The sequence below is a fragment of the Bradyrhizobium sp. USDA 3364 genome (assembly GCF_054056355.1).
The window spans coordinates 5,841,306-5,867,426 of sequence record NZ_JBSRYG010000002.1 but is presented as its reverse complement, the minus strand read 5'-3'; the positions used below and the strand labels follow the sequence as shown (position 1 = coordinate 5,867,426).

Sequence of the window (26,121 nt, the reverse complement as noted above, 5' to 3'; positions counted from 1 at the left end):
GCGCGACGTTATCCGGGGCGCCCGCAGCTTCCCCTTACCTCTCCCCAGCGGGGAGAGGTGATTTTCGATGCCAATCGAGTGTGCTCGCGCGCGACGCGTCAGCTCACATGCAGGTCGGCCGCCTCGATCCGGATGCGGTCGGCATGCAGTGACCAGTCGCACAGCGATTGTTCCTGACAGAATTTGACCTTGGCCATCTCGGTGGCCTGGCCTTCGCTCATAGCGTCGATCTCAAGCGCGCCCTGACAGACCTCGCGCTCGCGGCCGTTGCCGCCGAGCACGTCTTTCATGAAATGAACGACGAAGCGTGACATGGAACCCTCCCTGCTGCACCGGCAGAGCCCGGGGGTACCACGCTAGCACTAACGCGAAATAAGAGTGAGTTAATTCGAAGGGGTCGTGACTGCTCGCAGCGGGGAAAGCTACGCGCCGGCCTGGGGCAGGCTGGCGGCAGCGATCGCAACGATCTGCGCAAGACGCCGGCCGATTTTCGCGGGCGCGGTGCGGAGCAATGACTGGACCTGTCGCATGACACATCTTCCTTCCGAACCCGGAATGGTCGGGCGCACATAGAAAATGGCGATATCCAGCTAAGCCGTCGATATCTCAGGGAAAATAACAACGGAGGCACTGCGCGACGTTTGTTTGGCAGTGGGTTTGTTGCTTGTTTTGGAGCAATGACGAAGGAGATTTTCTCCGGCGATTTCAGCTGTCACGTTCCCACGCTTTTAGCTTCGCTGGTGAGGGACGCACTGACGCAAGGGTTCCCTCCCCCCTTGCGGGGGAGGGTTAGGGAGAGGGGTGCCACACGGCACACGCTCTCCACTTTGCGCTTGAACGACACGCGCCGGCGGGAGTTCCGGCAACGATATCTTCATCAATCATCTCGCCCGGGGCCACCCCTCTCCCCACCCTCCCCCGCAAGGGCGGAGGGAGCCTGACCAGCGTGCTCACCTCACCGAGCGGCGCGGCGCGGCGACGGAACAGGTTCCTCCCCGTTGCTCTCCTGCGCCGCGGGCATTTCACAATTTCGGAATATTGGAAATGTACCCCTGAGTTGCCCGACGCGTCAAGTTACCTGCTCGAACGCCGGTGGCTGCCGGCTCCTTTGCATGGGGTTGTTTTCGATATTTTGGCCGCGCGCTAGTGAGGGACGCACCAACGGCAGGGTTCCCTCCCCCCTTGCGGGGTCCGAGGCGAGCGAAGCTCGCTCTCGAGGTTAGGGAGAGGGGTACCACACGGGTGCTCTCTCGCTTTGCGCTTGAACGACACGGGGTCCGAATTGCGATAGTCGCGCCTTCGTCGATCATCTCGCCCGGGGCCACCCCTCTCCCCACCCTCTCCCGCAAGGGGAGAGGAAGCCTGACAAGCGTGCTCACCTGACGAAGGCGAGAGCTACCACCGCCACCTACCCCGGCATGAACCCGAACGCCTTCTCGAACCGCTTCGCATACACCGGCCAGACCTCGGGATTGATGATGCGCGGCGGGCGCTTGCCGTCGAGCGCATCGAGGATCTGCTCGGCGGCGATGCGGCCCATGTTGATGCGCGCCTCGCGGGTGACGCCGGCGGTGTGCGGGCTTGCCAGCACATTGTCGAACTGCAGCAGCGGATGGTCCGGCGGCGGCGGCTCCTTGTCCCAGACGTCGAGCCCGGCGCCGGCGATGCGTTTGTCACGCAGCGCGTCCTCCAGCGCCTTCTCGTCGTGGATGAAGCCGCGCGCAGTGGTGACGAAATAGGCGTGCGGCTGCATCAGCGCGAACTGGCGCGCGCCGATCATGCCGCGGCTGTTCTTGTCCAGCGGACACGAGATCGAAACAAAGTCCGCGCGACGCAGGAGATCGTCGAGCTCGACCTTCTCCCCGCCCCGCTTCGCCATCTCATCCGCCGTGAGATAGGGATCGTAGGCGATCACCTTCATGTGCAGCAGGCCCTTGCACAGCTCGGCGATGCGGCGGCCGACATTGCCGAGGCCGACGATGCCGACGGTCTTCTCCTTCAGCTCGTTGCCGATCAAATCGTTGCGGTTGACGTTGGCCTCGCGCCGCAGCCTGCGGTCGGACTGGATGATGCGCTTCGACAGCGTCAGCATCATGCCGAGCGCGTGCTCGGCGACCGAGTTGGCGTTACCGCCGGACTGGTTGACGACAAGCACGCCCGCCGCGGTGCAGGCATCGACGTCGACGGGATCAAACCCGGCACCGTTCGAAGACACGATCAGAAGGTTCGGCGCGCGCTTCAACAGCTCGGCATGGGCATGGAAATGCGGTGCCAGCTCGTCACGCGCCGCGCCGATCTGGTAGGCGTGCGCCTCGGCGAGGACAGGCGCGAATGTCGCTTCCGGCGTCTCGTTCTCGAGACGGTCGAGCCGGACATCCGGCCGCTTCTTCAAGATATCGACGTAGATCTCGTGGGCGAGGTATTTGACGTAGAACACGCGCTTGTTGTTGACGGTCATGTCTTCGAGCAGCTCTCAGTTTGGGAAGCCATAGAGTCTTGCGGGATTGTCGACGAGGATGCGGTGACGTGTCGCGGCATCCGGCGTCCATTCGTGAAACAGGTCGAGCAGATGTCCGGCATCGGGCATCTCGCCCTCGACCCGCGGATGCGGCCAGTCGCCGCCCCACACCAGCCTATCAGGGTTGGCCGAGACCAGCGCCTCGTGGAACGGCCGCGCATCCGGATAATCCGGCGCCTGCCGGCTCAGGCGATGCGCGCCCGACAGTTTGGCCCAGCACCAGCCTTCGTCCACCGCACGCAGCAGGCTCTGGAAGCCCGCGGTGTTGATGCCGGCGGCAGCGTCGGTGCGGCCCATGTGATCGACCACGACCGGCAATCCCAGCGCCTTCAGCGCCGGGATCGTGTCGGGCAGATCCTTGACATCGATCCAGAGCTGCAGATGCCAGCCGAGCTCGGCCATCACGGGAGCATGCGTCTCGGCGACGCCAAGCGGAATGCCGCCGCGATAATGCAACTGCCCGCCGCGGTAGAAATGGTTGAAGCGCAGGCCGCGCACGCCGAGCACATGCCATTGCCGCAGCGTGCCCGCCGCGACATCGGCGTCGGCCACCGCGACGCCGCGCAGCCGCGCCGGCTCGCGCTGCAAAGCGTCCAGCATCGCCGAATTGTCGCGGCCATGCGCACTGCCCTGTACCAGCACGCCGCGCGCGAAGCCGAGCGCATCGAGCATGCCGAGATAGGTCGCAAGCGGCGCGTCGGGCGGCGTGTAGCTGCGATTCTCCGCATAGGGGAAGCGGTCGGCCGGACCGAACACATGCGCATGGGTATCGCAGGCCTTCGCGGGCAGTCTCTCCCGCGGCGGCGTCACCGGACGCGGCGGCAGGCAGGCGGGGATCTCTGATGCGGCCATTCTCTATTCCGCCTTCATGCCGGCGGCCTTGATGATCGGCCCCCATTTGTCGTAGTCGGCCTTGATCTTGGCGGCGAACTTGTCCGGCGTGGAGCCGATCGGGATCGCGCCGAGCTTGCCGAGCCGCTGCTTCACGTCATCGGTATTCAGCGCCGCGACGAAATCGTGCGAGATCTTCGCAACGAGATCGGGCGGCATGTTGCCGGGTCCGAGCAGGCCCCACCACACCTCGGTGTCGTAACCCGGCACGGTCTCCGACATGCTGGGCACGTCGGCCAGGAACGGTGCCCGCGAGGCCGTCGTCACTGCCAACGCGCGAACCGTGCCGGCCTGCAGCTGCCCGACCGATTCCGGTCCGTTGTTGAACGACATCGGAATCTGCCCGCCGAGCAGATCGTTGATCGCGGGCGCGCCGCCCTTGTAGGGGATCGCGCTGAGATCGATCTTGGCGAGGCTGTTGAGCAGCTCACCGGCCAGATGGGTCGAGGTGCCGTTGCCGGCATGGGCGAACGACAGGCTACCCGGCTTCGCCTTCGCAGCAGTGATGACGTCGCCGACCGACTTGAACGGCGAATCCGCGCGCACCAGCAGCACGTTCGGCGACGACGCCAACAGCGAGATCGGCGAGAAGTCCTTAAACGTGTCGTAGGGCAGTTTTGGATAGAGGAACGGATTGGTGGCGTGGCCGCTCGCCACCATGATCAGGTTGTAGCCGTCGGGCGCCGATGTCGCGATCGCCTGCGAGGCGATCACCCCGCCCGCGCCGGGCCGGTTCTCGACCACGATCGATTGCGTCCAGGTTTTCGACACCGTTTCGGCGAGCGTCCGCGTCAGCACGTCGACGCCGCCGCCGGGTGGATACGGAACGAGAATGTGAACCGCCTTGGCCGGATACGGCTGCGCGGACGCAAGCCCGGCCGCGAACACCGCCGCCGCCGCAACGGTCGTCCGCCAGATCCATCCGGCCATCCGCGCCTCCCGTCTTTATCGTTACCGTCTGTATCGCACGTCGGTTCGGCGCTGGGGTGGCCGAATTCCGCAGATCGCGTTGCGGCCGCGGCATGTTGACAATCACAGGCACCGCGTCAAGTTGCGATCCGCAAGCGAACATCAGCGTCGCGCGAGAGGGAGAACAGGATGGCGGCCGCGGAACAAGCCTCGCCCCAGAAGTCGGCGACCAGCTGGCACGGCATCGTGCTGCAGACGCTGAAACGGAACGAGATCAAGCTCGTGCCCTATGTGCCCGACCGGGTGCTGACCACCCTGATCAAGGACCTGCACGCCGATCCCTATTTCACGACATTTCCGACCGCGCGCGAGGAAGAGGCCGTCGGCATCGTCTCCGGCGCCTGGATGGCCGGGATGCGCGGCGCCGTGCTGATGCAGACCTCGGGCTTCGCCACGCTCGCCAACGTGCTGGCCTCGCTCGCGGTGCCCTACCAGATCCCACTGATCATGTTCGTCTCCGAGCGCGGCACGCTCGGCGAGTTCAATTACGGCCAGGCGCTGGTCTGCCGCACCATGCGGCCGGTGCTGGATTCGCTGGCGATGGAACACCACACCATCACCCGGCTCGACGAGCTCGAATTCATCGCCGACCGTTCGATCAAGCAGGCCGTCACCACCCAGGCGCCGGTGGCGCTGATCCTCTCGCCGCTTCTGACCGGCGGCAAGACCTTCGACAAGTGAGATCAGCCATGACCAGCACACAACGCAACACCAAGGTGATGAACCGCTTCGACCTCACCCAGCGCCTCGTCGCCAAATTGAAGGACGAGGCCGTGATCGGCGGCATCGGCAACACCAACTTCGACCTGTGGGCCGCCGGCCACCGGCCCGAGAATTTCTACATGCTGGGCAGCATGGGACTGGCGTTTCCGATCGCCCTCGGCGTCGCGCTGGCGCAGCCGAAACGCCGCGTGTTCGCGCTCGAAGGCGACGGCTCGCTGTTGATGCAGCTCGGCTGCCTCTCGACCATCGCGACACTGGCGCCGAAGAACCTCACCATGGTGGTGATGGACAACGGCATCTACCAGATCACCGGCAGCCAGCCGACGCCCGCCGCCGGCCATACCGATGTCGTCCAGGTCGCAATCGCCAGCGGGCTTGCGAGCAGCTCCTGGGCCGCCGATGAGGACGATTTCGAGCGGCTGATCGAGCAATCGAAGCAGGCCGCAGGCCCGAGCCTGATCGGCGTCCGCATCGACGACAAGCCCGGCACCGGCACGACGAGGCGCGATCCCGTGCAGATCCGCGAGCGGTTCATGCACGGGATGGGGGTACGGCAGCTGCTGTAGTCCAGAAAGCGCTTGCTGCCTGCACAGCGTCATTGCGAGGAGCGAAGCGACGAAGCAATCCAACTTTCCTCATATGCCGAGAGATGGATTGCTTCGCTTCGCTCGCAATGACGACGGCGCCGCCTCAATTCATCCTGAGCTCGGTGATGTGCCGCGGATCGGGCGCGAGCTCGCCGCGCTCGACGCGCTTGACGATGTCGGTCAGGGCGGCATTGGCGTTGCACGCAAGGCCGAGCTTCTCGCCCTCGCGCACCACGAAGCCGTTGAGGAATTCGATCTCGGTGCGGCGGCCCTTCTGCATGTCCTGGCCCATCGAGGGACGCTGCGCGGATGAGGTGCGCTTGGCATCCTTGAAGCGCTGCTCGTCGCACGCCCGCGTCGCGGCCTCGTCGCCCTCGCCGGCGCGCGCGATGGTCTCCGGCGGCAGGTGCAGGATCTCCTCGAGCTGATAGCCATGCGCCTGGCCGACGCGGATCGCCTCGCTGCCGAGCCGGGTCGAGAAACGGCGCAGCGGTTCGCTTTGCAGCACCTCGCTGCCCGGCAGGCCGGTGCAGGCCGACAGCCCGTTACCCATCACATTGGCGACGAGTTTCGACCAGCGCTCGCCCCAGAGGTTGAAGGTGACCTTGGCGCTGTCGGAGAAACCGACCAGCCGGCACACCTCCTCGGCCCGCGCGGTGATGCGGCCATGCACCTCGCCGGCGCGAAACACGGTGTGGGCAGCGCCGCCCTTGCCGGCGCCGCGGTGGATATGGCCGGGCTCGGGCAGATTGACGGTGATGCTGCTCGCGATGCAGCCGAGCGTCTTGCCCCAGCCGACGATGCCGGCGATCGTCTCCTCGTTCATGCAGTTCTGCAGCGAGACGACATAGCCGTCGGCCGCGAGATATTGCCGGATCAGCATGGTGGCCCAGGCCGTATCGTAGGACTTCATGCAGACGAAGGCGATGTCAACCGGCTTCTCCTTGGCGAGTTGCTGCGCGTCGGTGATATCAAGCGCGCGCACCGGCACCGCGAATTCCGCGACGTCCATCGCGTGTGTGACGCGCAGCCCGTGCTTGCGCATGTGCTCGACATGCTCAGGCCAGGGATCGATGAAGGTGACGTCCTCACCCGCCTGCACCATGTGGGCTCCGGCGTAGCCGCCGACCGCACCCGCGCCGACGATCGCGATCTTCCGACCCATGTTTCGATCCCCCTGCTCTTGATTGAGACAGACGTGTGCTGCGTCCGTCCGTTGGCGGGCAGTCTAGGGGATCGGGCGGTCAGGCCAACCGGTCGCTGCATGAAAAAAGCGGGCCCGTGCCATGCCGGTATTCATGGGACAGACGAATCCCCGCGGACGACGAGCCCGCGGGGATTCGATCATCAAAGGCTTGGCCGATCAGTCGATGATCTTGACGATCCGGTGGGAGCGCGCGTCGACAATCACGCGGCGATCGTTGACGATGGCGTAGCGATATTCGGTGTAGCGCGGCACCGGGCGCACCACGACGGTGTCGGGCAGCGGCTCGCCGACCACGATGCGCTCACGCACCACGACCGATGGCTCGTTGCGCGGGATCGAGGAGATCACCGCATTCGGAATCTCGAGGCCGGCGCCGACCGCAGCACCAACCGTGCCGCCGACGATCTCGCCAACCGGGCCCGCAATCTCGCCGCCGGTCCGCGCACCGTTTGCGGCGCCCGCAGCAGTCGTGGACTGCGCGAAGGCCGAACCGGACACGAGCAGCGACGTGGCAGCAACAAGGGAAATGGCAAAACGCTTGTTCATCATCTTCTCCTCCTCCGAGCTATGAGATGCCCCTTCAACATCGCAGCGAATGAGACGTTCCAGTTCCGGCGCGGCAACTTGCGCGCAGATTCCAGTTCCGCCGCAACTCGCTCTGGTTCCGGCGCAAATGAAAATGCCGCTTCGAGCATGTCGTAAGCGGCATTCATCGTTGGTTCAGATTCAGAGACGGCCCGGGTCCGCGCCGCGCGCCTTTCATTCCGGCGGCTTTTGACCGGTTCGCCGTCTCGGCGTTCGCCGTCGTGGCGGCGGTGCCGCCGCCTGCTTGATGCGAATTCGCATCGTCCCGCCCTTGGGATGATCGATCTCGAAGGCGTTGGTCCTGCGCACCAGCTCGCCCAGGGTGCGGAAGCCGTAGGTCCGTTGATCGAAATCGGAGGCAAAATTTTGCAGCTGGCGTCCGACCTCGCCAAGCGTGACCCAGCCGTCTTCGCTGGCCATCTGGCCGAGGACCTGCTTGATGATCGGCGTGGCGGCCTCGGGCTGCTGCAACGGCTGGGCACGCGCGGCCGCATCCTGGTTGCTCGCCGCGCCGCCACGCAAATTCTCGGTGTAGACGAACCTGCGGCAGGCCTGCCGAAAACTCTCGGGCGTCTTCTGCTCGCCGAACCCGAACACGTCGATGCCGTGCTCGCGGATGCGGGCGGCAAGACGGGTGAAATCGCTGTCCGACGACACCAGGCAGAAGCCGTCGAACCGGCCGCTGTGCAGCAGGTCCATGGCGTCGATCACCAGCGTGATGTCGGATGCATTCTTGCCGGTCGTATAGGCAAACTGCTGCTGCGGGATGATGGCGTGCTTCGACAGGATGTCGGCCCAGCCCTTGGACCTGGGATTGGAGAAGTCGCCGTAGATGCGGCGCACGCTGGCCTCGCCGATCTTGGCGATCTCCTCGAACAGCCCATCGGCGATCCTGGCAGATGCATTGTCGGCGTCGATCAGGACGGCGAGACGCGGTGAACGGAGTTCGGAAGGCATGGCATTTCTCAGCTGGGACGCGATGCGTCAAGATTCGCATATCGCGCGTCCCAAGCATAGGCTCAACGACTGCCGAGACGCGGCAGCCGCAGGCGGATCAGATCACCTCGCCGAGATCGATCGCGCGCCTGGCGAACTCGATGGCCTTCTCGGCGGTGATCGCGTCCGCGGTCGTCGTCGCCTCGTCGCGCACCGACGGCGGAGAAGCGATCCGGATCTTCTTGCCGTTCGAGCGGCGGATGGTCGCGCGCCAGCGATCGACATCGCGCCGGTAGGCATCGATGACAAAGTCCCGGTAGGTGACGCCGCTCATCAGCGGTTGAATCGACGGCGTTTCGAGCGCGGGCGGCCGGCTCGCGACATCGCGCACCATCTCGACGATGGTCTCGACGGCATGCTCGCGCGCGACGCCGGTCGCGTCCCTGAGCAGGTAGTTCACCGCCGCGCCGATCTGCGCCCTGGCGCGATCGTCGCTCGCAAAATCCGAATCGACCTGAACTGACATGATGGGGAAAACGCCTCCTCCGGACGCAATATCGGATGCTTCCAGGCATCCGGCACGTTGCAACCCGAGACGTTTAATCGGCTCCCGATTAAAGCCGGATTATCCGTTAGCCCCCGATTTCTCGGATGCCGTTAACCGGGTTTTGGTGCCGCTTCGGAAGGAGCCCGAAGCTACGTCGAACCTAGATCGGATCACGGAAAGTCCGCGCTAGGCGCCGATTTGTCCCCACCTCGTCCGGCACCGTGCGTGTGATCACCAATTGACATATGACTGCCATTCGTGTGACATTTTATTAAAGAGGCCAGCAAGAGCCCTTGAACGTCCACCTGGGGAGGCAGCAATGACCATTTCCGACGTCACCGCAGGAGCCGGAAGTCGGGCTCCGGCCGCCGTCGCCCGAACCGCGCAAGCGCAGCAGGTCGCCGATATCGCGGCGCGGCTCGAACGCCTGCCGCTGACGTCCTATCAGCGATGGATCTTCGGGATCATCGCAACGGCGTGGTTCTTCGACAGCATGGATCTGGCCGCGCTGACCTTCGTGCTCGGCTCGATCCGCCAGACCTTCGGCCTCTCGACCGCGGAAGCCGGGCTGCTGTCCAGCATGAGCTTCCTCGGTATGTTCGCAGGCGCCGCGTCCGCCGGCCTGCTTGCCGACCGCTTCGGCCGCGCCCGCGTCTTCCAGGTCAGCATGATCTTCTGGGGATTGGGCAGCCTGTTCTGCGGTCTCTCCACGACGGCGACCGCACTCGGCGCATCCCGCCTGCTGCTCGGCTTCGGAATGGGCATGGAATTTCCGGTCGCGCAGTCGATGGTCTCGGAGATCATGCCGGCCAGCAACCGCGGCCGCTACATCGCCTTCCTCGAAGGATTTTGGCCGCTCGGCTTCATCGCGTCGGGACTGTTGACTTACTTCGTGCTGCAGGCCGCCGATTGGCGCTGGGTGTTCATCCTGCAGGCGATCCCGGCCGTCTTTGTGCTCGTGGTACGCCGCTACGTTCCGGAATCGCCGCGCTGGCTTGCCTCTCACGGCTATTCAGAACGGGCCGAAGCGACCGTGCGCGCCATCGAGAGCAAGGTCCGCGATCGTCTCGGCAGCAAGGAACTGCCGCCGGTGGTGCGCCAGGCGGCGGCCCCCGCGTCCGAAGTGACGGGCGTGCGGACGCTGTTTTCAGGCATCTATGCCAGGCGGACCACGATGTTGTGGACCCTGTGGTTCTTCGCGCTGCTCGGCTTCTACGGCCTGACCACATGGCTCGGCGCGTTGCTGCAGGCCAAGGGATTCCCGATCACCAAATCGGTATTCTACACCATCCTGATCTCGCTCGCGGGCATCCCCGGCTTCCTGGTCTCGGCCTGGCTCGTCGAATCCTGGGGCCGCAAGGCGACGCTGGTAATGAACCTGCTCTGCGGCGCGATCGCCTGCCACTTCTATGGCGGGGCGACCGACCAGACCCAGCTCATCATCGCCGGCCTCTGCATGCAGTTCTTCCTGTTCGGCATGTGGTCGGCGCTTTACGCCTATACGCCCGAACTGTATCCGACCCATATCCGTGCCACCGGAACGGGTTTTGCCTCGGCCGTCGGCCGAATCGGTTCGCTGATCGGCCCCTATGTGATCGGCGTGATCCTGCCGGCCGCGGGACAGGGCGGCGTGTTCGCGCTCGGCGCCGGCGCGTTCGTGGTGGCGGCACTGGCGGTGCTGTTGCTCGGCGAGGAAACCCGCGGCCGCACGCTGGAGAGCATTTCGCACTGATGGGCGCGCTACGCGCCGCCCGATTCGGCGCGGCGCCGATCGACCGGCCTTGTCAGCGCCATCGGGCGTGTGAGATATCTGCTGTACAGCAGCACTCGCGATCCCGATGGCAGATTCGAACAAACGATCCAGCACGATGCGCGCTCACGCGGCAGGGAGCCGCCGGCCGGCGCGGCAATCCTCCGCCGCCGGCAACAAGCCGCGGGCGTCCGTGCAGGCGGTTCTCCCGCCAAGCGACGTCACGCTCACCGATCGCGCCTATGCCGAGCTGGAAGAGCTGATCGTGACGCTGCAGCTGCCGCCCGGCACCGCACTCTCCGAACTCGTGCTTGCCAAGCGGCTCGACATCGGCCGTACCCCGATCCGCGAGGCATTGCAGCGTCTGTCGCGCGACGGTCTCGTCAACATCCTTGCCCGTCGGGGCGTGCTGGTGTCCGACATCGACCTCAGGGCCCAGCTCCGCCTCCTCGAAGTGCGGCGCGAGCTGGAGCGGCTGATGGCACGCGGCGCCGCCGAGCGCGCCACGAGCGAGCAACGCACGCAGTTCTCCGAGATCGCCGCCGGCATGCGGCGCGCGGCGGAAAAATCCGACGATCTGCTGTTCATGCGGCTGGATCACCAGTTCAACAACCTGATCTCCGCGGCGTCGCGCAACGAATTCGCCTCCCGCGCCATGGGTCTGATGCATGGCCTGTCGCGCCGCTTCTGGTACCAGCACTATAAGGAAGCTGCCGATCTGCCGCTCGCGGCGCGGCTGCATGCCGACGTCGCCGAAGCCATCGCCGAGCGCCGCGTCGACGCGGCCGGTGCTGCCTCCGACAGCCTGATCGACTACATCGAAAGTTTTGCGCGTTCGACGCTCTGAGAACCTTTGCTTGAGCATGATCTCCGCGCAAACGCGGTCCGCGTTTGTCGCGAGGGAAAACCGGATCCACTTTTGCGGATCATGCTTTAGAACTCGACGACAGTACGAATCGACCGTCCGCGCCGCAACGCCTCGAAGCCATCATTGATACCGTCGAGGGTGCAGCGGGCAGTGATCAGCTCATCGAGCTTGAGCCGGCCATCGAGATAGGCCTGCGCCAGCCAGGGAAAGTCGCGCCGCGGCCGCGCGCCGCCGTAGCTCGAGCGCCGAAATCGCTTCTCCCCCATCAAAGCTCCCCAGCGGAAGCTCACGTCGTGCGAGACGTCGATCTTGCCGAGCCAGATCACCTCGCCGCCCGGCCGCACCGCCTCCGCGGTCTGCCGATACGCCAGCGCCTGGCCCGCCGCTTCGAGGATGACGTCGGCTCCCCGGCCGCACGTCGTCTGCTTTGCGACCTGGACCGGATCCTCGCGGGCCGCGTTGACGACGTGCGTGGCGCCGAGCTGCCGCGCGAGGCCAAGCTTTGCATCGTCGAGGTCGACCGCGATAACAGCACCGGCGCCGGCAAGCCGGGCGCCCTGCACCGCTGCCAGCCCGACCGCGCCGCAGCCGGTGACCATCACGGTATCACCGTGACCGATGGCCGCGACGTTCAGCGCGGCGCCGACGCCGGTCATGACGCCGCAGCCGATCAGGCACGCGCGGTCGAACGGGATGTCGTTCGGCACGACGATCGCCTGCTGGGCCGGCAGCACGACATATTCCGAGAATGCGCCGAGGAACATCAGGTGCGCCAGGTTGCGGTCGTCCGCGAGCCGCGCCTTCGACGCGCCGTCGAAATGCAAGCCTTCCGCGCCCCGCGCGAGATAGGTCTCGCACAGGATCGGCTGCGCGCGGTCGCAGTGAAAGCAGTGCCCGCAATGCGGATTCCAGGACAGGATGACGTGATCGCCGACGCGCACGTCGCGCACCGCACTGCCGACCGCCTCGACGATGCCGGCCGCCTCGTGCCCGAGGATCATCGGCAAGGGATAGCGCAGCGATCCGTCGATCACCTCCAGGTCGGTGTGGCAGAGGCCCGCAGCACGCACCTTCACCACGACGTCGGTCGACGTGGGCGGTGCAAGCGAAACGCGCTCGACGGACAGTGGCGTTCCGCTTCGATGCAGCACCGCCGCGCGACAGGTCAGGGTCATCTCGGAGGTTCTCTGCTGGAGACATCAGTGCGGGTCAGGCCGCTTGTCCGGACCGCAGCGCCGCGACGGCCTCGTCGAGATCGGTCGAGGAGAGCTCCCATTCATTGTCGAAATTGGCGACCACCCGCCGCATGAAGCTCTCGTGCAGCGCCTTCGCGGCAGTGGCGTCGTGCAGATGATCATAGAGCAGCGCGAAGGCCAATTGGGCCGGCTCGGGCCCCTCATAGCTCCATTCAAAACCGTGCTCGGTGAGTCTGAACTGGTCGTAATGCGGTGACAACGGCTCGCCGTCGACCAGGACGGAAATGCCGTCGATGGTACGGTCCCCGGTATAGCTTGCCATCGGATCCTCCCTGTGCTGCAGCATCGTATCAGGTGCCTTATCAGGATCCTGGTGAACGGACCTTGAGGTCCTTCTTGACGACCTCGGGGAAGATCCACATCGCAACCGTGGCGAATACGCCGAGGAAGGCGACCGCGTAGCTCGGTCCCTGCTGTCCCAGATAGACCATGAAGACATATCCGCAGGCCGCCGTGGCGAGGCATGCCAGCGATAGCATGAGCTTGATGTGGCTTGGCATCGAAACGTTCCCTCAGGTCCAGATGTGAAACGACGGTGCAGCGACGCCGACGAGCAGCGCCAGCGCCGCGATCATGGCGCAACAGGACAGGCGCAATCCCGCGCGTCCGTCGCGCCACCATGCCGGCAGCGCCTGAAACAGCTCGGGCAGGAACAGGAACAGCACACCGCCCACCACGATAACGGTGGTCCAGCGCAGCTCCACCAGGGCGAATACCAGCGTGCCGGCGAGCAACATCACCCACAACAGCGTCGTCATCGTCACCGGCAGAATGGCGCGTCCGCGCAGCGGATACATCCCCGCCAGTTGCAGGAAGCCGATGCAGCACACGCTCCACAACAGGCCGAACCAGGCGAGGCCCGTGAGATTGGGTTCAAGCTGCGGCATGCGGCACCGATTGCTCCTTCATCGGAACCCGCGGCGTCCGCGCCGTGCGCCGCATGTCGGTCTTCACGTAGCGCGTGCTGTAGCCGTTGAAGACGTGGCCAAGCAGGCCACGATTGAGATCGGAGGTGCCGAACAGATAGTCCATCACCGGGAAAGTCAGGTTCATGTTCCGCTCCATCATGATCGACTGGTTATGATGGGCGGTATGATGCCGGCGGATGGTGTTGACGAACGGCATGTTGCGCACGAAGGCATTTTCCTCGACATGGCAGCAGAAATGCATGAATTCGTAGATCAGGTACATTGACGTGGTCGTGGTGATCAGCAGCCAACCGGTATTGGCCGAGATCACGAGGCCTGCGACGATCGCCGGCGGGATCGACATCAGGGTGAACACCACGAGCGCATAGGGCGGGAAAAAGGTGACGCGCCAGTCGTGATGATCGGCGAAGCGCATCTCCTCCTCGGTGAAGAATTGATGGTGCATCAGCGTGTGGCGGCTGTAGATCGCGCGCAGCAACGGCACGTTCGAGGGCCGGTGCATGACGAAGCGATGCACCGCCCACTCGAAGAAGTTCGCAATCAGGAAGACCGCGGGTATGGTGAGGTATTCCCACCATTTCACGTCGTGCACATTGGCCAGGTAGACGTACAGCGCCGTGAAGCCGATGGTGTAGATCAGCACGACATGCAGCCAGCCATTGTACCAGCCCACCACCCGCTCGCGGTAGGTCGCGCGATATTTGCGCTGGCGGTCGGTCATCCCTGTTGCAGCCAACTCCATCGCCGGTTCCTCCATCGCGCTTCAACTGACATATCAGTAGCACATCAGATACGGAAGGCAAGCCGCCTTCGTCGGCCGGGCGCGGTGCGGAAAAACCGGGATGGTTTCGAGAGATCGGCTGGTGGCGCCCTCTTCGCGCACCTCGGCGGCAAGTTTGAGATCGGGGCGGCCCAACGAAAAGGCCGCCCCGGACGAGGTCCGAGGCGGCCACTGGTCTTTGACAGATCAAAAGATCAGAGCAGGCCCGCGCCGCGCGCCCACTTGTACTTGGCGCCCAGCACCTCGACCGGCAGTTCGGTCGAATAGGCGTAGGCCGGAATGCCGTTCTGGTAGAGATATTCGGCGGCTTCCTCGACCTCGACGTCGCCGGCGAGCGAGGCGACGATCGGCTTCACGAAGCCCTTGGCCTCCATCTCCTTCTTCACCTCGACCATGTTGCGCGCGAACACCATCGGCGGCGTCACGATGGTGTGCCAATAGCCGAGGATCAGCGCGTGGATGCGCTCGTCCGACAGGCCGAGCTTCACGGTGTTGACGTAGGTGATCGGCGGCTCGCCGCCGGTGATATCCACAGGATTTCCGGCCGCGCCGAACGGCGGGATGAACTTGCGGAACGCGGCGTCGAGATCCGGCGGCATCTGCATCAGCGACAGGCCATTGTCGACCACCGAGTCGGACAGCAGCACGCCGGAGCCGCCGGCGCCGGTGATGATCAGCACGTTCTCGCCCTTCGGTGTCGGCAGCACCGGCACGCCGCGGGCGAACTCCAAGAGCTGCCGGAGCGAGCGCGCGCGGATCACGCCGGACTGCTTGAACACGTCCTCATAGATCTTGTCGTTGCCGGCGAGCGCGCCGGTGTGCGACGAGGCCGCTTTCGCGCCCGCAGACGTGCGGCCGGCCTTGAGCACGACCACCGGCTTCTTCTTGGAGACGCGCTTGGCGGCCTCCGCGAAGGCACGGCCGTCCTTGAGGTCCTCGCAGTGCTGCGCGATCAGGTTGGTGTTGGGGTCCTGCTCGAAGAAGGCGAGCAGATCGTCCTCGTCGATGTCGGACTTGTTGCCGAGGCCAACGATCGCCGACACGCCCATCTTGGCCGAGCGCGAGAATCCGATGATCGCCATGCCGATGCCGCCCGACTGCGACGACAGCGCGGCGTGGCCCTTGACGTCGTAGGCGGTGCAGAACGTGGCGCAGAGATTGGCCGGCGTGTAGTAGAAGCCGTAGATGTTCGGCCCCATCAGGCGGATGTTGTACTTCTTGCCGACCTCGACGATCTCGGCCTGCAATTCCGGCGCGCCGGCTTCGGCAAAGCCCGAGGGAATCAACACCGCGCCGGGGATCTTCTTCTCGCCGCACTCGGCGAGCGCGCCGGCGACGAACTTCGCCGGGATCGCGAACACGGCGGTGTCTATCACGCCGGGCACGTCCTTGACGCTCTTGTAGGCCTTGTAGCCCAAGATCTCTTCCGCCTTCGGGTGGATCGGATAGATCTCGCCCTTGTAGCCGCCGTTGATGAGATTCTTCATCACGGAGTTGCCGATCTTGCCGTCCTCGGCGGAGGCGCCGATCACGGCGACGCCCTTCGGCTGCATGATGCGGTTCATCGCGGCGACGATCTCTTCGGTCGGACGCGGCGCCGGGCGCGGCTTGTAGTTGAAGTCGACCACGATGCGGACGTCGGCCGCGATCGCATTCTTGCTGGTGGCGAACACCGGGTTGAGGTCGAGTTCGACGATCTCGGGGAAATCGCTGACCAGCTGCGACACCTTGACGATGACGTCGGCGAGCGCCTCGCGATTGACCGGGTCGCCGCCGCGCACGCCCTTCAGCATCTCATGGGCCTGGATGCCGTCGAGCATCGACAGCGCGTCGTCCTTGGTCGCGGGCGCGAGGCGGAAGGTGATGTCCTTGAGGATCTCGACCAGCACGCCGCCGAGGCCGAAGGCGACCAGCTTGCCGAACGAGCCGTCGGTGATCGAGCCGACGATCACCTCGGTGCCGCCGCCCAGCATCTGCTGGACCTGGATGCCCTCGATCTTGGCATCGGCCTTGTATTTCTTGGCGTTGGCGAGAATGGTCTCGTAGCTCTTCTCGGCGTCGGCGGCGCTCTTGACGCCGACCACCACGCCGCCGGCCTCGGTCTTGTGGAGGATGTCGGGCGAGACGATCTTCATCACCACCGGGAAGCCCATGTCGGAGGCGATCCGGGCGGCCTCGGAGGCCGATTTGGCGACGCCTTCCTTTGGCACCGGAATGCCGTAGGCGTCGCACACCACCTTGCCTTCGGGCGCGGTGAGGCTCGTGCGCTTGTCGGCCTTGACCGCATCGAGAATTTTGCGGACCGCATCCTTAGAATTTGACATCGGCTTCCTCCTGGGACAATTTCGTGGCATTTGGTATGCCAAAAACGTAATTGTCAAGATCGGTCGATACCCAAAAACATCGAAAAATAAGGCCACCTTGACATTCTGGTATTTGGCATGCCAAAAATCTAAGGTAATTTCTTCTGCTAAGAAGACGTCTCCAACTGGAGGAGACGAGTCGTGCCTGACCCGAAACAGACCAAGGCGTCGCCAATCATGGCTGACACAGATATCGCCATCGTCCGGATCGCTCCGGAGACGAGCTTCAAGAACAAGGCCTATGAGGCCTTGAAGGAAGCTATCTTGAGGATGGACATCTACGCGACGCCGGAGCCCGTGATGCTCGACGAGCGCGCGCTGTCCGAGCGCCTCGGCGTCAGCCGCACGCCGATCCGCGAAGCCATCGCGATGCTCGAGCAGGACGGGTTCGTGAAAACCGTGCCGCGCCGCGGCATCGTCGTGGTCCGCCGCACCAAGGCGGAGATCGTCGACATGATCCGCGCCTGGGCTGCGCTGGAGAGCATGGCGGCGCGCCTGATCACGACCACCGCGCGCAAGAAGGACATTTCGGCGCTGCGCGACTTCTTCAAGGATTTCAGCGACGATCGCCTGCCGCAGGATCACGTCGAGGAATATTCCAAGGCCAACATCGCCTTCCATCAGGCGCTGATCTCGCTGTCGGAATCGCCTGTGCTGGTCGACCTCACCAATGACCTGCTGCTGCACGTGCGCGGCTATCGCCAGCTCACGATCGGCCGCAAGGACCGCACCGCGACCTCGCTGCCGGAGCATCTCGGAATCATCGAGGCGCTGGAAGCGCGCGACACCGAGCTCGCCGAAAAGCGGGCACGCGACCACACGCTTGGCCTTGCCGCCTATGTCGAGGCGCACGGCCAGGAACTGTTCACTTAGAGAGCACTGTTCACTTAGGTTTTAGAGTTCACTCACGCTTCAGACGACGAATAGATCGTCCGAACAAGAACGATCAGGGAGATGATGCCGATGCTGAATACCGCTGTGAAGTCCGAGGCACCGGGCACCGAGCAAGAGCTGACGGATGGCTTCCATCTCGTCATCGACGCGCTCAAGCTCAACGGCATCGACACCGTCTACGGCGTGCCGGGTATCCCGATCACGGACCTGGGCCGCATGGCCCAGGCGGCGGGCATTCGCGTGCTCTCGTTCCGCCACGAGCAGAACGCCGGCTACGCTGCCTCGATCGCCGGCTTCCTCACCAAGAAGCCCGGCGTCTGTCTGACGGTGTCTGCGCCCGGCTTCCTCAACGGCCTCACCGCGCTGGCGCACGCCACCACCAACTGCTTCCCGATGATCCTGGTCTCGGGCTCCTCCGAGCGCGAAATCGTCGACCTGCAGCAGGGCGACTATGAGGAAATGGACCAGCTCGCGATCGCCAAGCCGCTGTGCAAGGCGGCGTTCCGCGTGCTGCACGCCCAGGACATCGGCATCGGCCTCGCACGCGCGATCCGCGCCGCGGTGTCGGGCCGTCCGGGCGGCGTCTATCTCGACCTGCCGGCAAAGCTGTTCTCGCAGGTGATGAACGCCGATGCCGGCCAGAAGTCGCTGGTCAAGGTGATCGACGCGGCGCCCGAGCAGATCCCCTCGCCGTCTTCGGTCAAGCGCGCGCTCGACGTGCTGAAGAGCGCAAAGCGTCCGCTGATCATCCTCGGCAAGGGCGCGGCCTACGCGCAGGCCGACGAGGCGATCAAGAATTTCGTCGAGAAGAGCGGCGTGCCGTTCCTGCCGATGAGCATGGCCAAGGGCCTGCTGCCCGACCTGCATCCGCAATGCGCGGGCGCTGCGCGCTCGACCGTGCTGAAGGAAGCCGACGTCGTGATGCTGATCGGCGCCCGTCTCAACTGGCTGCTGTCGCACGGCAAGGGCAAGACCTGGGGTGAAGCCCCGAAGAAGTTCATCCAGGTCGACATCGAGCCGAAGGAAATGGATTCCAACGTCGAGATCGTTGCCCCCGTGGTCGGCGACATCGGCTCCTGCGTCTCCGCGTTCCTCGACGCGATGGGCACGAACTGGACCGCGGCGCCTTCCGACTGGCTCTCGACCATCGCCAAGAAGCGGGACGACAACGTCGCCAAGATGGCGCCGAAGCTGATGAGCAATGCTTCCCCGATGGATTATCACGGTGCGCTCGGCGCGCTGCGCGCGATCATCGCGGAGCGTCCGGACACCATCTTCGTCAACGAGGGCGCCAACACGCTCGACCTCGCCCGCGGCGTCGTCGACATGCACAAGCCGCGCAAGCGGCTCGACGTCGGCACCTGGGGCGTGATGGGCATCGGCATGGGCTATTCGATCGCGGCCGCGGTCGAGACCGGCCTGCCCGTGCTCGCGGTCGAAGGCGACAGCGCGTTCGGCTTCTCCGGCATGGAGGTCGAGACCATCTGCCGCTACAAGCTGCCGATCTGCGTCGTGATCTTCAACAATGACGGCATCTATCGTGGCACCGACGTCAACAGCGCGGGCGACGATCCGGCGACCACCGTGTTCGTCAAGGGCTCGCGCTACGACAAGATGATGGAAGCCTTCGGCGGCGTGGGCGTCAACGCCACCTCTCCGGATGAGCTGAAGCGCGCGGTCAATGCGGCGCTGGATAGCGGCAAGCCGACGCTGATCAACGCGGTGATCGATCCGGCGGCGGGCTCGGAGAGCGGCCGTATCGGCAACCTCAATCCGCAGAGCGTTCTGCAGAAGAAGAAGTAACCCCTTAAACCCCATCACTCCCTGCGGGTGCAGGGGTAGACCAGAGTACGGAGCAAACATTATGACCAAGGCGCTCAAGGGCGTTCGCATTCTCGATTTCACCCACGTTCAGTCGGGTCCGACCTGCACGCAATTGCTGGCCTGGTTCGGCGCCGACGTGATCAAGGTCGAGCGCCCCGGCGTCGGCGACATCACGCGCGGCCAGCTGCAGGACATCCCGAACGTGGACAGCCTGTATTTCACCATGCTGAACCACAACAAGCGCTCGATCACGCTCGACACCAAGAACCCGAAGGGCAAGGAAGTGTTGACCGCGCTGATCAAGCAGTGCGACGTGCTGGTCGAGAATTTCGGCCCCGGCGTGCTCGATCGCATGGGCTTCCCCTGGGAGAAGATCCAGGCCATCAACCCGAAGATGATCGTCGCCTCGATCAAGGGTTTCGGCCCCGGCCCGTATGAGGACTGCAAGGTCTATGAGAACGTCGCGCAGTGCACCGGCGGCGCCGCCTCGACTACCGGCTTCCGCGACGGCCTGCCGCTCGTCACCGGCGCGCAGATCGGCGACTCGGGCACCGGCCTCCACCTCGCGCTCGGCATCGTCACCGCGCTCTATCAGCGCACCCATTCGGGCAAGGGCCAGCGCGTCACCGCGGCGATGCAGGATGGTGTTTTGAATCTGGCGCGCGTGAAACTGCGCGACCAGCAGCGCCTCGCCCATGGTCCGCTCAAGGAATACAGCCAGTTCGGCGAAGGCATCCCGTTCGGCGACGCCGTGCCGCGCGCCGGCAACGATTCCGGCGGCGGTCAGCCCGGCCGCATCCTGAAGTGCAAGGGCTGGGAGACCGACCCGAACGCCTACATCTACTTCATCACCCAGGCCCCGGTCTGGGAGAAGATCTGCGACGTGATCGGCGAGCCGACCTGGAAGACCGATCCGAACTACGCCAAGCCGCCGGCCCGCCTGCCGCGCCTCAACGAGATCTTCGGCCGCATCGAACAGTGGACGATGACCAAGACCAAGTTCGAGGCGATGGAGATCCTCAACAAGGACGACATCCCCTGCGGCCCGATCCTGTCGATGAAGGAGATCGCGGAAGACCAGTCGCTGCGCGCGACCGGCACCGTGGTCGAGGTCGATCACCCGACCCGCGGCAAGTATGTCTCGGTCGGCAACCCGATCAAGCTGTCGGATTCGCCAAGCGACGTGCAGCGCTCGCCGCTGCTCGGTGAGCACACCGACGAGATCCTGCGCGAGGTGCTCGGCTTCAGCGATCACCAGGTCGCCGAGATCCACGACTCCGGCGCCCTCGATCCGCCGCGCAAGCAGGCCGCCGAGTAAGGGCTGCGCTCAAGCAACACAACAAATGGCCGCGGGCAACCGCGGCCATTTTTATTTGGCCCGTTTCCGCTACCAGAGATCGCGATAGTTCGCGAACCTGCGCAGGGTCTTGTCGTAGCGGGCCGGCACGATCCAGGGCAGCAGCAGCTTGAAGATCGCGTTCGGAAGCGGGGAGCGAAGCCGCACATAGAGGTCGAGCGGATCGAGATCGTGCCGCATCCGGAATTTCGGCTCGTAGCTGAGGCCCGTACTGCGAAGCCATTTGTAGCCGTTGGCCATCGCCCAGCTCATCATGTCGCGGATGGTGTAGTAGTAGAGATGGAGGTCGAGCGCGACGGCATAATCCAGCCCGACATATTCCCAGAACAGACTGTCGCCTTCGACCATGCAGAGGCTGAAGGCGACCGCCTGCCCGCCCCGGCGCCAGATGAAGAAGCGGACCTTGTCCTTCATGTCGCCGCCGAGCCGGCGGACATAATCGGTCGTCAGCTTCTCGAAACGGAATTTCGAACGCTCGAACACCTGCAGATAGAGCGGATGGATCTCGTCGACGGCATCGCTCGCGTCATCGGTGACGGTGAGAACAATGGTTTCGCCGTCGGTCGCCTTGAACTTCTTGCGCAGCTGCCAGCGCGCCGACCGCGACAGCGCAGTTCGCATGTAGGCCTCGAAATCGTCGTGCTCGATGTTGAGCGCCGTCATCGGCATGCTCGGCGCACGGGCGAAGCCGCGCCGGACGAAGCAATCCAGCACCGGCCGGTAGCGCGCAGGGAATTCCTTCAGCACGATCAGCTGCGCCCGGCACGACCTTGCGAGATTGACGATCTCGCGGCAGAGAATTTCCGCAATTTCGGCAGGCGGCACCGTGTCTGATCCGGCGAGATGCCCTTCCCCGGCGAAGCACCCGACCATCAAGGTCCGCATCTTGAGAAATCCGGGCACGAAGCGCCGGATGCGCGCCAGCAGCGGCTGCCATTGCGCGCCAAGTCCTTCGAGAATATCCTGCTCGAGCAGAAAGAACGGCTGCACGGCCTGGATACAGTCGGCCCGGTCGATGATCGCGACGTACCGGTACTCGACGCCTTCGCGGAGCGTGTCCTCGAGGATCTCGTAGTAGCGGTGATCCTTGCGCAGGTCGGCGAAGGTGGCGGCCCAGGCGGGGCTATCAGCGATTTCGCCGCGCGTCAGTATCTTCACGTCAAACCGCGCCGGAGCAGCGGCCGCGTCGGCTATACTTGATGTACCAACCAGGCTGACGGCGTCTGACGCCATGCATCGCTCCGGATGATGCTAAATTTTTCCAAATATGGTCTGAATGTAACTGAATTGGCGCGAAGTGTGTGTGCTATCCGCGCAACAAGCCGTTCTTTTCCGCGGAGGCAAGAAGGCGGCGGAGACCGCGCGTCATGGCGATGCTTCGCAATCGGCCGCGCCTGCGATCAACCGCCCTCGCCGCCCTCGGCGTCACCGCCCTCATCGCCTGGCACATACTCCAGAATATCCCCCGGCCGGCAGTCCAGCTCGCGGCAGATCGCCGACAGCGTCGAGAAGCGCATCGCCTTCGCCTTGCCGGTTTTCAGAATCGACAGGTTCTGGATCGAAATGCCGATCGCGTCCGCGAGGTCGCCGAGGCGGCGCTTGCGCTTGGCGAGCATGACATCGAGGTTCACCACGATCGGCACCGGCATCGCCCTCAGATCGTGAGCTCGTTTTCGGACTGCAGCAGGATGGCGTGCTCAATCACGAATTTCAGCGCCATCAGGAAGACACCGCCTGCGACGGTGCCGACGTCGACGCCATAGCTCGGCAGAAAGAACTTGATGTCACCGAGCTGATAGAGGGCATAGGTCACCGCGTTGGTCGTGATCGTATCCACAAACGGCCAGACCACCAGGAAGATCCCGATCCACCAGACCCCCTGCAAGGTTTCGGACACGAAGATCCGTCCGCCGGCGAATCGATTCACCATCCGGTGAAGGATGCCGATCAGCACGGCATAAAACGATACCCCAAGCGCAAACAGCGACCAGAACAGCATCTTGCCCGTGGCCGACATGGTGAGCGGGTTGGCGACGATCGCGGCACACTTGGCCTGCTCGCCAATCAGGCTTTCGGCGATCGTGGCCGAGGCTGTCGTGGTGCGGTAATAGGCCAGCCACAGCACGACCGGCAGCGCGGCCCAGATCACCCAGAACGCCCGATCCAGCCTGCGAAACCAAAGCTGGCGCTGTTCACGAACCGAATTCCCCATCGCATCCATCCGAAAATTTTTTCCACAACAGGCCGTTACGGCCGGACCGCATCATGCTGCGGTAATGTCATTGACTCAACCTTAAACGTGATTAATTTCATGTTTATCATGAAATGTTTCATGAAGAGGGTGGATGATGACGGTAATCCCAGACCATGACGGCCTGCATAAGGCCTTAAAGCAGCTGATCCACGCTCACCTCACCCGCCGCCTGATCGCGGCGGCATTCCACATCCCGCTGCTCGGCAGCCCCGCCGACGCCGCCAAGGCTGGCGACAAGGCCAACGATCCGGCCGGCGTCTGGCTGACCCAGTCCGGCGACGCCAGGATCAAGGTGAACCGCTGCGGCAGCGCGCTGTGCGGCCGCGTCATCTGGCTGAAGGAGCCGATGGACAGGGCCACCGGCAAGCCGCAGCGCGACGACAAGAATGCCGATCCCGCACAGCGAAATCGCCCGGTGATGGGCATGTCGCTGTTCATCAACATGCAGCCCGCAGGCCCGAACAAATGGGCGGGGCGAATCTACAACGCCGATGACGGCAAGACCTATGAGAGCTCGGTGACGCTGGTCTCGTCCGGCACCCTCACCGTTCGCGGCTGCATGGGAACGCTGTGCGCCGGCGAAGACTGGACGCGGTGAAGGGACTGGCCCCGACCCTTCATCGGCCAAGAAGAAAAGCAAACCCTCCAACTCAAGGCCGCCTCTGCCATCAGGCGGCCTTCTTTATGATCGCTGTTCCCGGTTCGGCGGCATCCGGCTCGCGCTGTTCGGCAAGAGTTCCCGGCCTGGGCGAAAGAGCTGCTACCGACCTAGACTTCGCGCCCGGTCCGGGGCCGCGTTCCAAGGCCGGTTCCAAGGCCATTCGCCGGGTTCCAAGACCCATTCAAGGCCCTGGTTTCGCGCGCCTTTCCTCCCGATCTGGGATGCCAACCAGCCCATTATGCTGCGTTGCACAGTCGTGAATGCTGCTATGCAAACAAATCCGTTGTATCTGGCATCTGGTATACATAATTTGGCTTCAGATGATGAGCCGGCCCATTGCTGGCCTCCAATGAAAGGGGACACCAATGTCCAAGACTGCCGCTATTACCCTCGCGCCCTCGTCCACCCTGTTCGGCCGCCTGCTGGCCACGATCGACCGCCTGCTGATGAAGAGCGCGGAGATTTCCAACCGCAACGGCGACCTGCCGCGCTTCGGCCTCTAAGCCAAGAGATTCCGGGCGCTCTTCGCCGATGCTGTTTCGGCGCTAGGATGCGACCTCGCATTGAACCTTCGACCAATGGCCCCGATTTTCGGGGCCATTTTCTTTGCGCGGTGAATTAGTCTTCCGCGATGGCTGCTGAGTCCTGTGCGGCATATGCGCACGCCGCCACTGCGACAGCTTGAACCTTGGCATATCGGATACCAAGATGGCCATCGCGCGCTCATAAGCAACGACAAGGGGCGCACTGGGAGGATCAATGTCGGACATGGTTCAGGCAACTGCGGCCCCCGCGGCCGCGCGTGTCAGCGACACTTATCGCTGGACGCAACTTGCGATCGGCGTCGCCGCGATGGTGATGATCGCAAACTATCAATACGGATGGACATTCTTCGTCCCCGACATCCAGAAAAAGTTTGGCTGGGATCGCGCATCGATCCAGTGGGCCTTTACACTCTTCGTGCTGTTCGAGACCTGGCTGGTGCCGATCGAGGGATGGTTCGTCGACAAATACGGTCCGCGCCTCGTCGTGCTGATCGGCGGCATTCTCTGCGCGATCGGCTGGGCGATCAACGCGCAGGCGACCTCGCTCAACGGCTACTATCTCGGCATGATCATCGCAGGCATCGGCGCCGGCGCCGTCTACGGCACCTGCGTCGGCAATGCGCTGAAATGGTTTCCCGACAAGCGCGGGCTCGCCGCGGGCATCACCGCAGCCGGTTTCGGCGCGGGCTCGGCGCTCACGGTCGCGCCGATCCAGGCGATGATCAAGGACTCCGGCTTCCAGACCACCTTCCTGTATTTCGGTCTCGGCCAGGGCATCATCATCGTGCTGCTCTCCTTCTTCCTGCTCGCGCCGAAGCCGGGCCAGGTGCCGCCGGTGGCGCAGAATGCCAATCTGGTCCAGACCAGGCGCAACTATCAGCCGACCGAAGTGCTGCGGCAGCCGATCTTCTGGCTGATGTACTTCATGTTCGTGATCGTCGGCGCCGGCGGCCTGATGGTGACGGCGAACCTGAAGCCGATCGCGGTCGACTGGAAGGTCGACAGCGTGCCGGTGACGCTGATCGGCATGACGATGACGGCGGTGACCTTCGCGGCGACCATCGACCGCGTGCTCAACGGCCTGACGCGTCCGTTCTTCGGCTGGATCTCCGACATGATCGGCCGCGAGAACACGATGTTCATCGCCTTCGGCATGGAAGGCATCGGCATCTGGATGCTCTATCTCTGGGGTCACGATCCCGTCTGGTTCGTGCTGCTCTCGGGCTTCGTGTTCTTTGCCTGGGGCGAGATCTACTCGCTGTTCCCCTCGACCTGCACCGATACGTTCGGCGCGAAATTCGCAACGACGAATGCGGGCCTGCTCTACACCGCGAAAGGCACCGCAGCGCTGCTGGTGCCGATCGCCAACTACATGCAGCAGTCGTCGGGCCATTGGGACAGCGTGTTCATCGTCGCAGCCGGCGCCAACATCCTCGCCTCGCTGCTCGCGATCGTGCTGCTCAAGCCGTGGCGGAAAATCGTGGTCGAGAAATCGGCTGTCGCCGCGACCTAGGCAACCCGCTTTCACTGCTGTCGACGAAGCGCCCGGCTCACCGCCGGGCGTTTTTCGTTATCCGCCAGGCCATCGCATAGGCCGAAAGTCTGTGCCCCGTATGCCAGATTTGCTGCGATGCAGCAGGGTGATGGGCTTGCTTTCTGGAATATAGTATACCAAC

At 64.2% G+C, this 26,121-nt stretch carries 27 protein-coding genes; 10 read left to right on the top strand and 17 right to left on the bottom strand.

All coding sequences use genetic code 11. The annotated features are described in order from the left end of the window. Window positions 1–98: 98 nt before the first annotated feature. The 4 genes from ACVILL_RS27525 to ACVILL_RS27510 form a co-directional block, all read right to left on the bottom strand. The gene (locus ACVILL_RS27525) at window positions 99–314 is read right to left on the bottom strand and encodes a hypothetical protein (RefSeq protein ID WP_074131098.1); all 216 of its coding nucleotides are present in this window, start codon (window positions 312–314) and stop codon (window positions 99–101) included. Window positions 315–1,408: 1,094 nt separating this feature from the next. Then, entirely contained in the window at window positions 1,409–2,458 is a 1,050-nt protein-coding gene (locus ACVILL_RS27520; RefSeq protein WP_456731917.1) for a hydroxyacid dehydrogenase, read from the bottom strand. 15 nt (window positions 2,459–2,473) lie between these two features. After that, window positions 2,474–3,370, bottom strand: a complete 897-nt coding sequence (locus ACVILL_RS27515; RefSeq protein WP_456731916.1) for an amidohydrolase family protein — start codon at window positions 3,368–3,370, stop codon at window positions 2,474–2,476. Between the two features lie 3 nt (window positions 3,371–3,373). Further along, window positions 3,374–4,339: a Bug family tripartite tricarboxylate transporter substrate binding protein gene (locus ACVILL_RS27510; RefSeq protein WP_456731915.1), complete on the bottom strand. Its 966-nt coding sequence runs from the start codon at window positions 4,337–4,339 to the stop codon at window positions 3,374–3,376. Window positions 4,340–4,507: 168 nt separating this feature from the next. Between ACVILL_RS27510 and ACVILL_RS27505 the strand changes: the two genes are divergently transcribed. Together ACVILL_RS27505 and ACVILL_RS27500 are read left to right on the top strand one after the other, a co-directional pair. Continuing rightward, the gene (locus ACVILL_RS27505; RefSeq protein ID WP_456731914.1) at window positions 4,508–5,059 is read left to right on the top strand and encodes a thiamine pyrophosphate-binding protein; all 552 of its coding nucleotides are present in this window, start codon (window positions 4,508–4,510) and stop codon (window positions 5,057–5,059) included. An 8-nt stretch (window positions 5,060–5,067) separates the two neighbouring features. Further along, entirely contained in the window at window positions 5,068–5,667 is a 600-nt protein-coding gene (locus tag ACVILL_RS27500) for a thiamine pyrophosphate-dependent enzyme (protein WP_456731913.1), read from the top strand. 124 nt (window positions 5,668–5,791) lie between these two features. Here the strand turns inward: ACVILL_RS27500 and ACVILL_RS27495 are convergent, their stop codons facing one another. The 4 genes from ACVILL_RS27495 to ACVILL_RS27480 all read right to left on the bottom strand — a co-directional run bounded on the left by ACVILL_RS27495 (window position 5,792) and on the right by ACVILL_RS27480 (window position 8,942). Beyond that, window positions 5,792–6,853 carry a ketopantoate reductase family protein gene (locus tag ACVILL_RS27495; RefSeq protein WP_456731912.1) on the bottom strand — a complete coding sequence of 354 codons (1,062 nt, stop codon included), beginning with the start codon at window positions 6,851–6,853 and terminating at the stop codon, window positions 5,792–5,794. 198 nt (window positions 6,854–7,051) lie between these two features. Then, window positions 7,052–7,441 (bottom strand): DUF1236 domain-containing protein, encoded by a 390-nt coding sequence (locus ACVILL_RS27490; protein WP_456731911.1) that lies wholly within the window; start codon window positions 7,439–7,441, stop codon window positions 7,052–7,054. Window positions 7,442–7,654: 213 nt separating this feature from the next. Beyond that, window positions 7,655–8,437 (bottom strand): NYN domain-containing protein, encoded by a 783-nt coding sequence (locus ACVILL_RS27485; protein WP_456731910.1) that lies wholly within the window; start codon window positions 8,435–8,437, stop codon window positions 7,655–7,657. A 97-nt stretch (window positions 8,438–8,534) separates the two neighbouring features. After that, window positions 8,535–8,942 (bottom strand): hypothetical protein, encoded by a 408-nt coding sequence (locus ACVILL_RS27480; protein WP_456731909.1) that lies wholly within the window; start codon window positions 8,940–8,942, stop codon window positions 8,535–8,537. 340 nt (window positions 8,943–9,282) lie between these two features. On the opposite strand from ACVILL_RS27480, the gene ACVILL_RS27475 reads away from it, so the two are divergent. Together ACVILL_RS27475 and ACVILL_RS27470 are read left to right on the top strand one after the other, a co-directional pair. Continuing rightward, entirely contained in the window at window positions 9,283–10,695 is a 1,413-nt protein-coding gene (locus ACVILL_RS27475) for an MFS transporter (RefSeq protein ID WP_456731908.1), read from the top strand. A gap of 136 nt (window positions 10,696–10,831) precedes the next feature. Continuing rightward, window positions 10,832–11,560, top strand: a complete 729-nt coding sequence (locus ACVILL_RS27470) for a GntR family transcriptional regulator (protein ID WP_456731907.1) — start codon at window positions 10,832–10,834, stop codon at window positions 11,558–11,560. 86 nt (window positions 11,561–11,646) lie between these two features. Here ACVILL_RS27470 and ACVILL_RS27465 read toward each other — a convergent pair whose 3' ends face one another. From ACVILL_RS27465 to ACVILL_RS27440, 6 genes are all read right to left on the bottom strand, one after another. Next, window positions 11,647–12,756: a Zn-dependent alcohol dehydrogenase gene (locus ACVILL_RS27465; RefSeq protein ID WP_456731906.1), complete on the bottom strand. Its 1,110-nt coding sequence runs from the start codon at window positions 12,754–12,756 to the stop codon at window positions 11,647–11,649. A 34-nt stretch (window positions 12,757–12,790) separates the two neighbouring features. Further along, window positions 12,791–13,099: a DUF6166 domain-containing protein gene (locus ACVILL_RS27460; protein WP_456731905.1), complete on the bottom strand. Its 309-nt coding sequence runs from the start codon at window positions 13,097–13,099 to the stop codon at window positions 12,791–12,793. Between the two features lie 40 nt (window positions 13,100–13,139). Then, window positions 13,140–13,337 (bottom strand): hypothetical protein, encoded by a 198-nt coding sequence (locus ACVILL_RS27455; protein WP_456731904.1) that lies wholly within the window; start codon window positions 13,335–13,337, stop codon window positions 13,140–13,142. A gap of 12 nt (window positions 13,338–13,349) precedes the next feature. Then, the gene (locus tag ACVILL_RS27450; RefSeq protein WP_456731903.1) at window positions 13,350–13,724 is read right to left on the bottom strand and encodes a hypothetical protein; all 375 of its coding nucleotides are present in this window, start codon (window positions 13,722–13,724) and stop codon (window positions 13,350–13,352) included. After that, on the bottom strand, window positions 13,711–14,508 hold the full coding sequence (locus ACVILL_RS27445; protein ID WP_456731902.1) for a sterol desaturase family protein: 798 nt from the start codon (window positions 14,506–14,508) through the stop codon (window positions 13,711–13,713). Before ACVILL_RS27445 ends, ACVILL_RS27450 begins: the two co-directional genes overlap by 14 nt. A gap of 233 nt (window positions 14,509–14,741) precedes the next feature. Beyond that, complete coding sequence (locus ACVILL_RS27440; protein WP_456731901.1) at window positions 14,742–16,871, bottom strand: acetate--CoA ligase family protein; 2,130 nt, start codon at window positions 16,869–16,871, stop codon at window positions 14,742–14,744. A 216-nt stretch (window positions 16,872–17,087) separates the two neighbouring features. Here ACVILL_RS27440 and ACVILL_RS27435 point away from each other — a divergent pair, with 216 nt between their 5' ends. The 3 genes from ACVILL_RS27435 (at window position 17,088) to frc (ending at window position 20,946) form a co-directional block, all read left to right on the top strand. Continuing rightward, a complete protein-coding gene (locus ACVILL_RS27435) occupies window positions 17,088–17,783 on the top strand; it encodes a GntR family transcriptional regulator (RefSeq protein WP_456731900.1) in 696 nt (231 codons plus the stop codon). Between the two features lie 90 nt (window positions 17,784–17,873). Next, window positions 17,874–19,607, top strand: a complete 1,734-nt coding sequence (gene oxc / locus ACVILL_RS27430) for an oxalyl-CoA decarboxylase (RefSeq protein ID WP_456731899.1) — start codon at window positions 17,874–17,876, stop codon at window positions 19,605–19,607. A 61-nt stretch (window positions 19,608–19,668) separates the two neighbouring features. Further along, the gene (gene frc / locus ACVILL_RS27425) at window positions 19,669–20,946 is read left to right on the top strand and encodes a formyl-CoA transferase (protein WP_018270753.1); all 1,278 of its coding nucleotides are present in this window, start codon (window positions 19,669–19,671) and stop codon (window positions 20,944–20,946) included. 69 nt (window positions 20,947–21,015) lie between these two features. Here frc and ACVILL_RS27420 read toward each other — a convergent pair whose 3' ends face one another. The 3 genes from ACVILL_RS27420 to ACVILL_RS27410 all read right to left on the bottom strand — a co-directional run bounded on the left by ACVILL_RS27420 (window position 21,016) and on the right by ACVILL_RS27410 (window position 23,197). Continuing rightward, complete coding sequence (locus ACVILL_RS27420; protein WP_456731898.1) at window positions 21,016–22,218, bottom strand: GNAT family N-acetyltransferase; 1,203 nt, start codon at window positions 22,216–22,218, stop codon at window positions 21,016–21,018. Between the two features lie 167 nt (window positions 22,219–22,385). Further along, window positions 22,386–22,628: a helix-turn-helix domain-containing protein gene (locus ACVILL_RS27415; RefSeq protein WP_353703835.1), complete on the bottom strand. Its 243-nt coding sequence runs from the start codon at window positions 22,626–22,628 to the stop codon at window positions 22,386–22,388. A gap of 11 nt (window positions 22,629–22,639) precedes the next feature. After that, the gene (locus ACVILL_RS27410) at window positions 22,640–23,197 is read right to left on the bottom strand and encodes a DUF2975 domain-containing protein (protein ID WP_456731897.1); all 558 of its coding nucleotides are present in this window, start codon (window positions 23,195–23,197) and stop codon (window positions 22,640–22,642) included. Window positions 23,198–23,330: 133 nt separating this feature from the next. Here ACVILL_RS27410 and ACVILL_RS27405 point away from each other — a divergent pair, with 133 nt between their 5' ends. The 3 genes from ACVILL_RS27405 to oxlT all read left to right on the top strand — a co-directional run bounded on the left by ACVILL_RS27405 (window position 23,331) and on the right by oxlT (window position 25,958). Next, on the top strand, window positions 23,331–23,837 hold the full coding sequence (locus tag ACVILL_RS27405; protein WP_456731896.1) for a DUF2147 domain-containing protein: 507 nt from the start codon (window positions 23,331–23,333) through the stop codon (window positions 23,835–23,837). A gap of 428 nt (window positions 23,838–24,265) precedes the next feature. After that, a complete protein-coding gene (locus tag ACVILL_RS27400) occupies window positions 24,266–24,403 on the top strand; it encodes a hypothetical protein (RefSeq protein WP_456731895.1) in 138 nt (45 codons plus the stop codon). Between the two features lie 256 nt (window positions 24,404–24,659). Further along, complete coding sequence (oxlT, locus tag ACVILL_RS27395; RefSeq protein WP_456731894.1) at window positions 24,660–25,958, top strand: oxalate/formate MFS antiporter; 1,299 nt, start codon at window positions 24,660–24,662, stop codon at window positions 25,956–25,958. The last annotated feature ends 163 nt before the right edge of the window (window positions 25,959–26,121 follow it).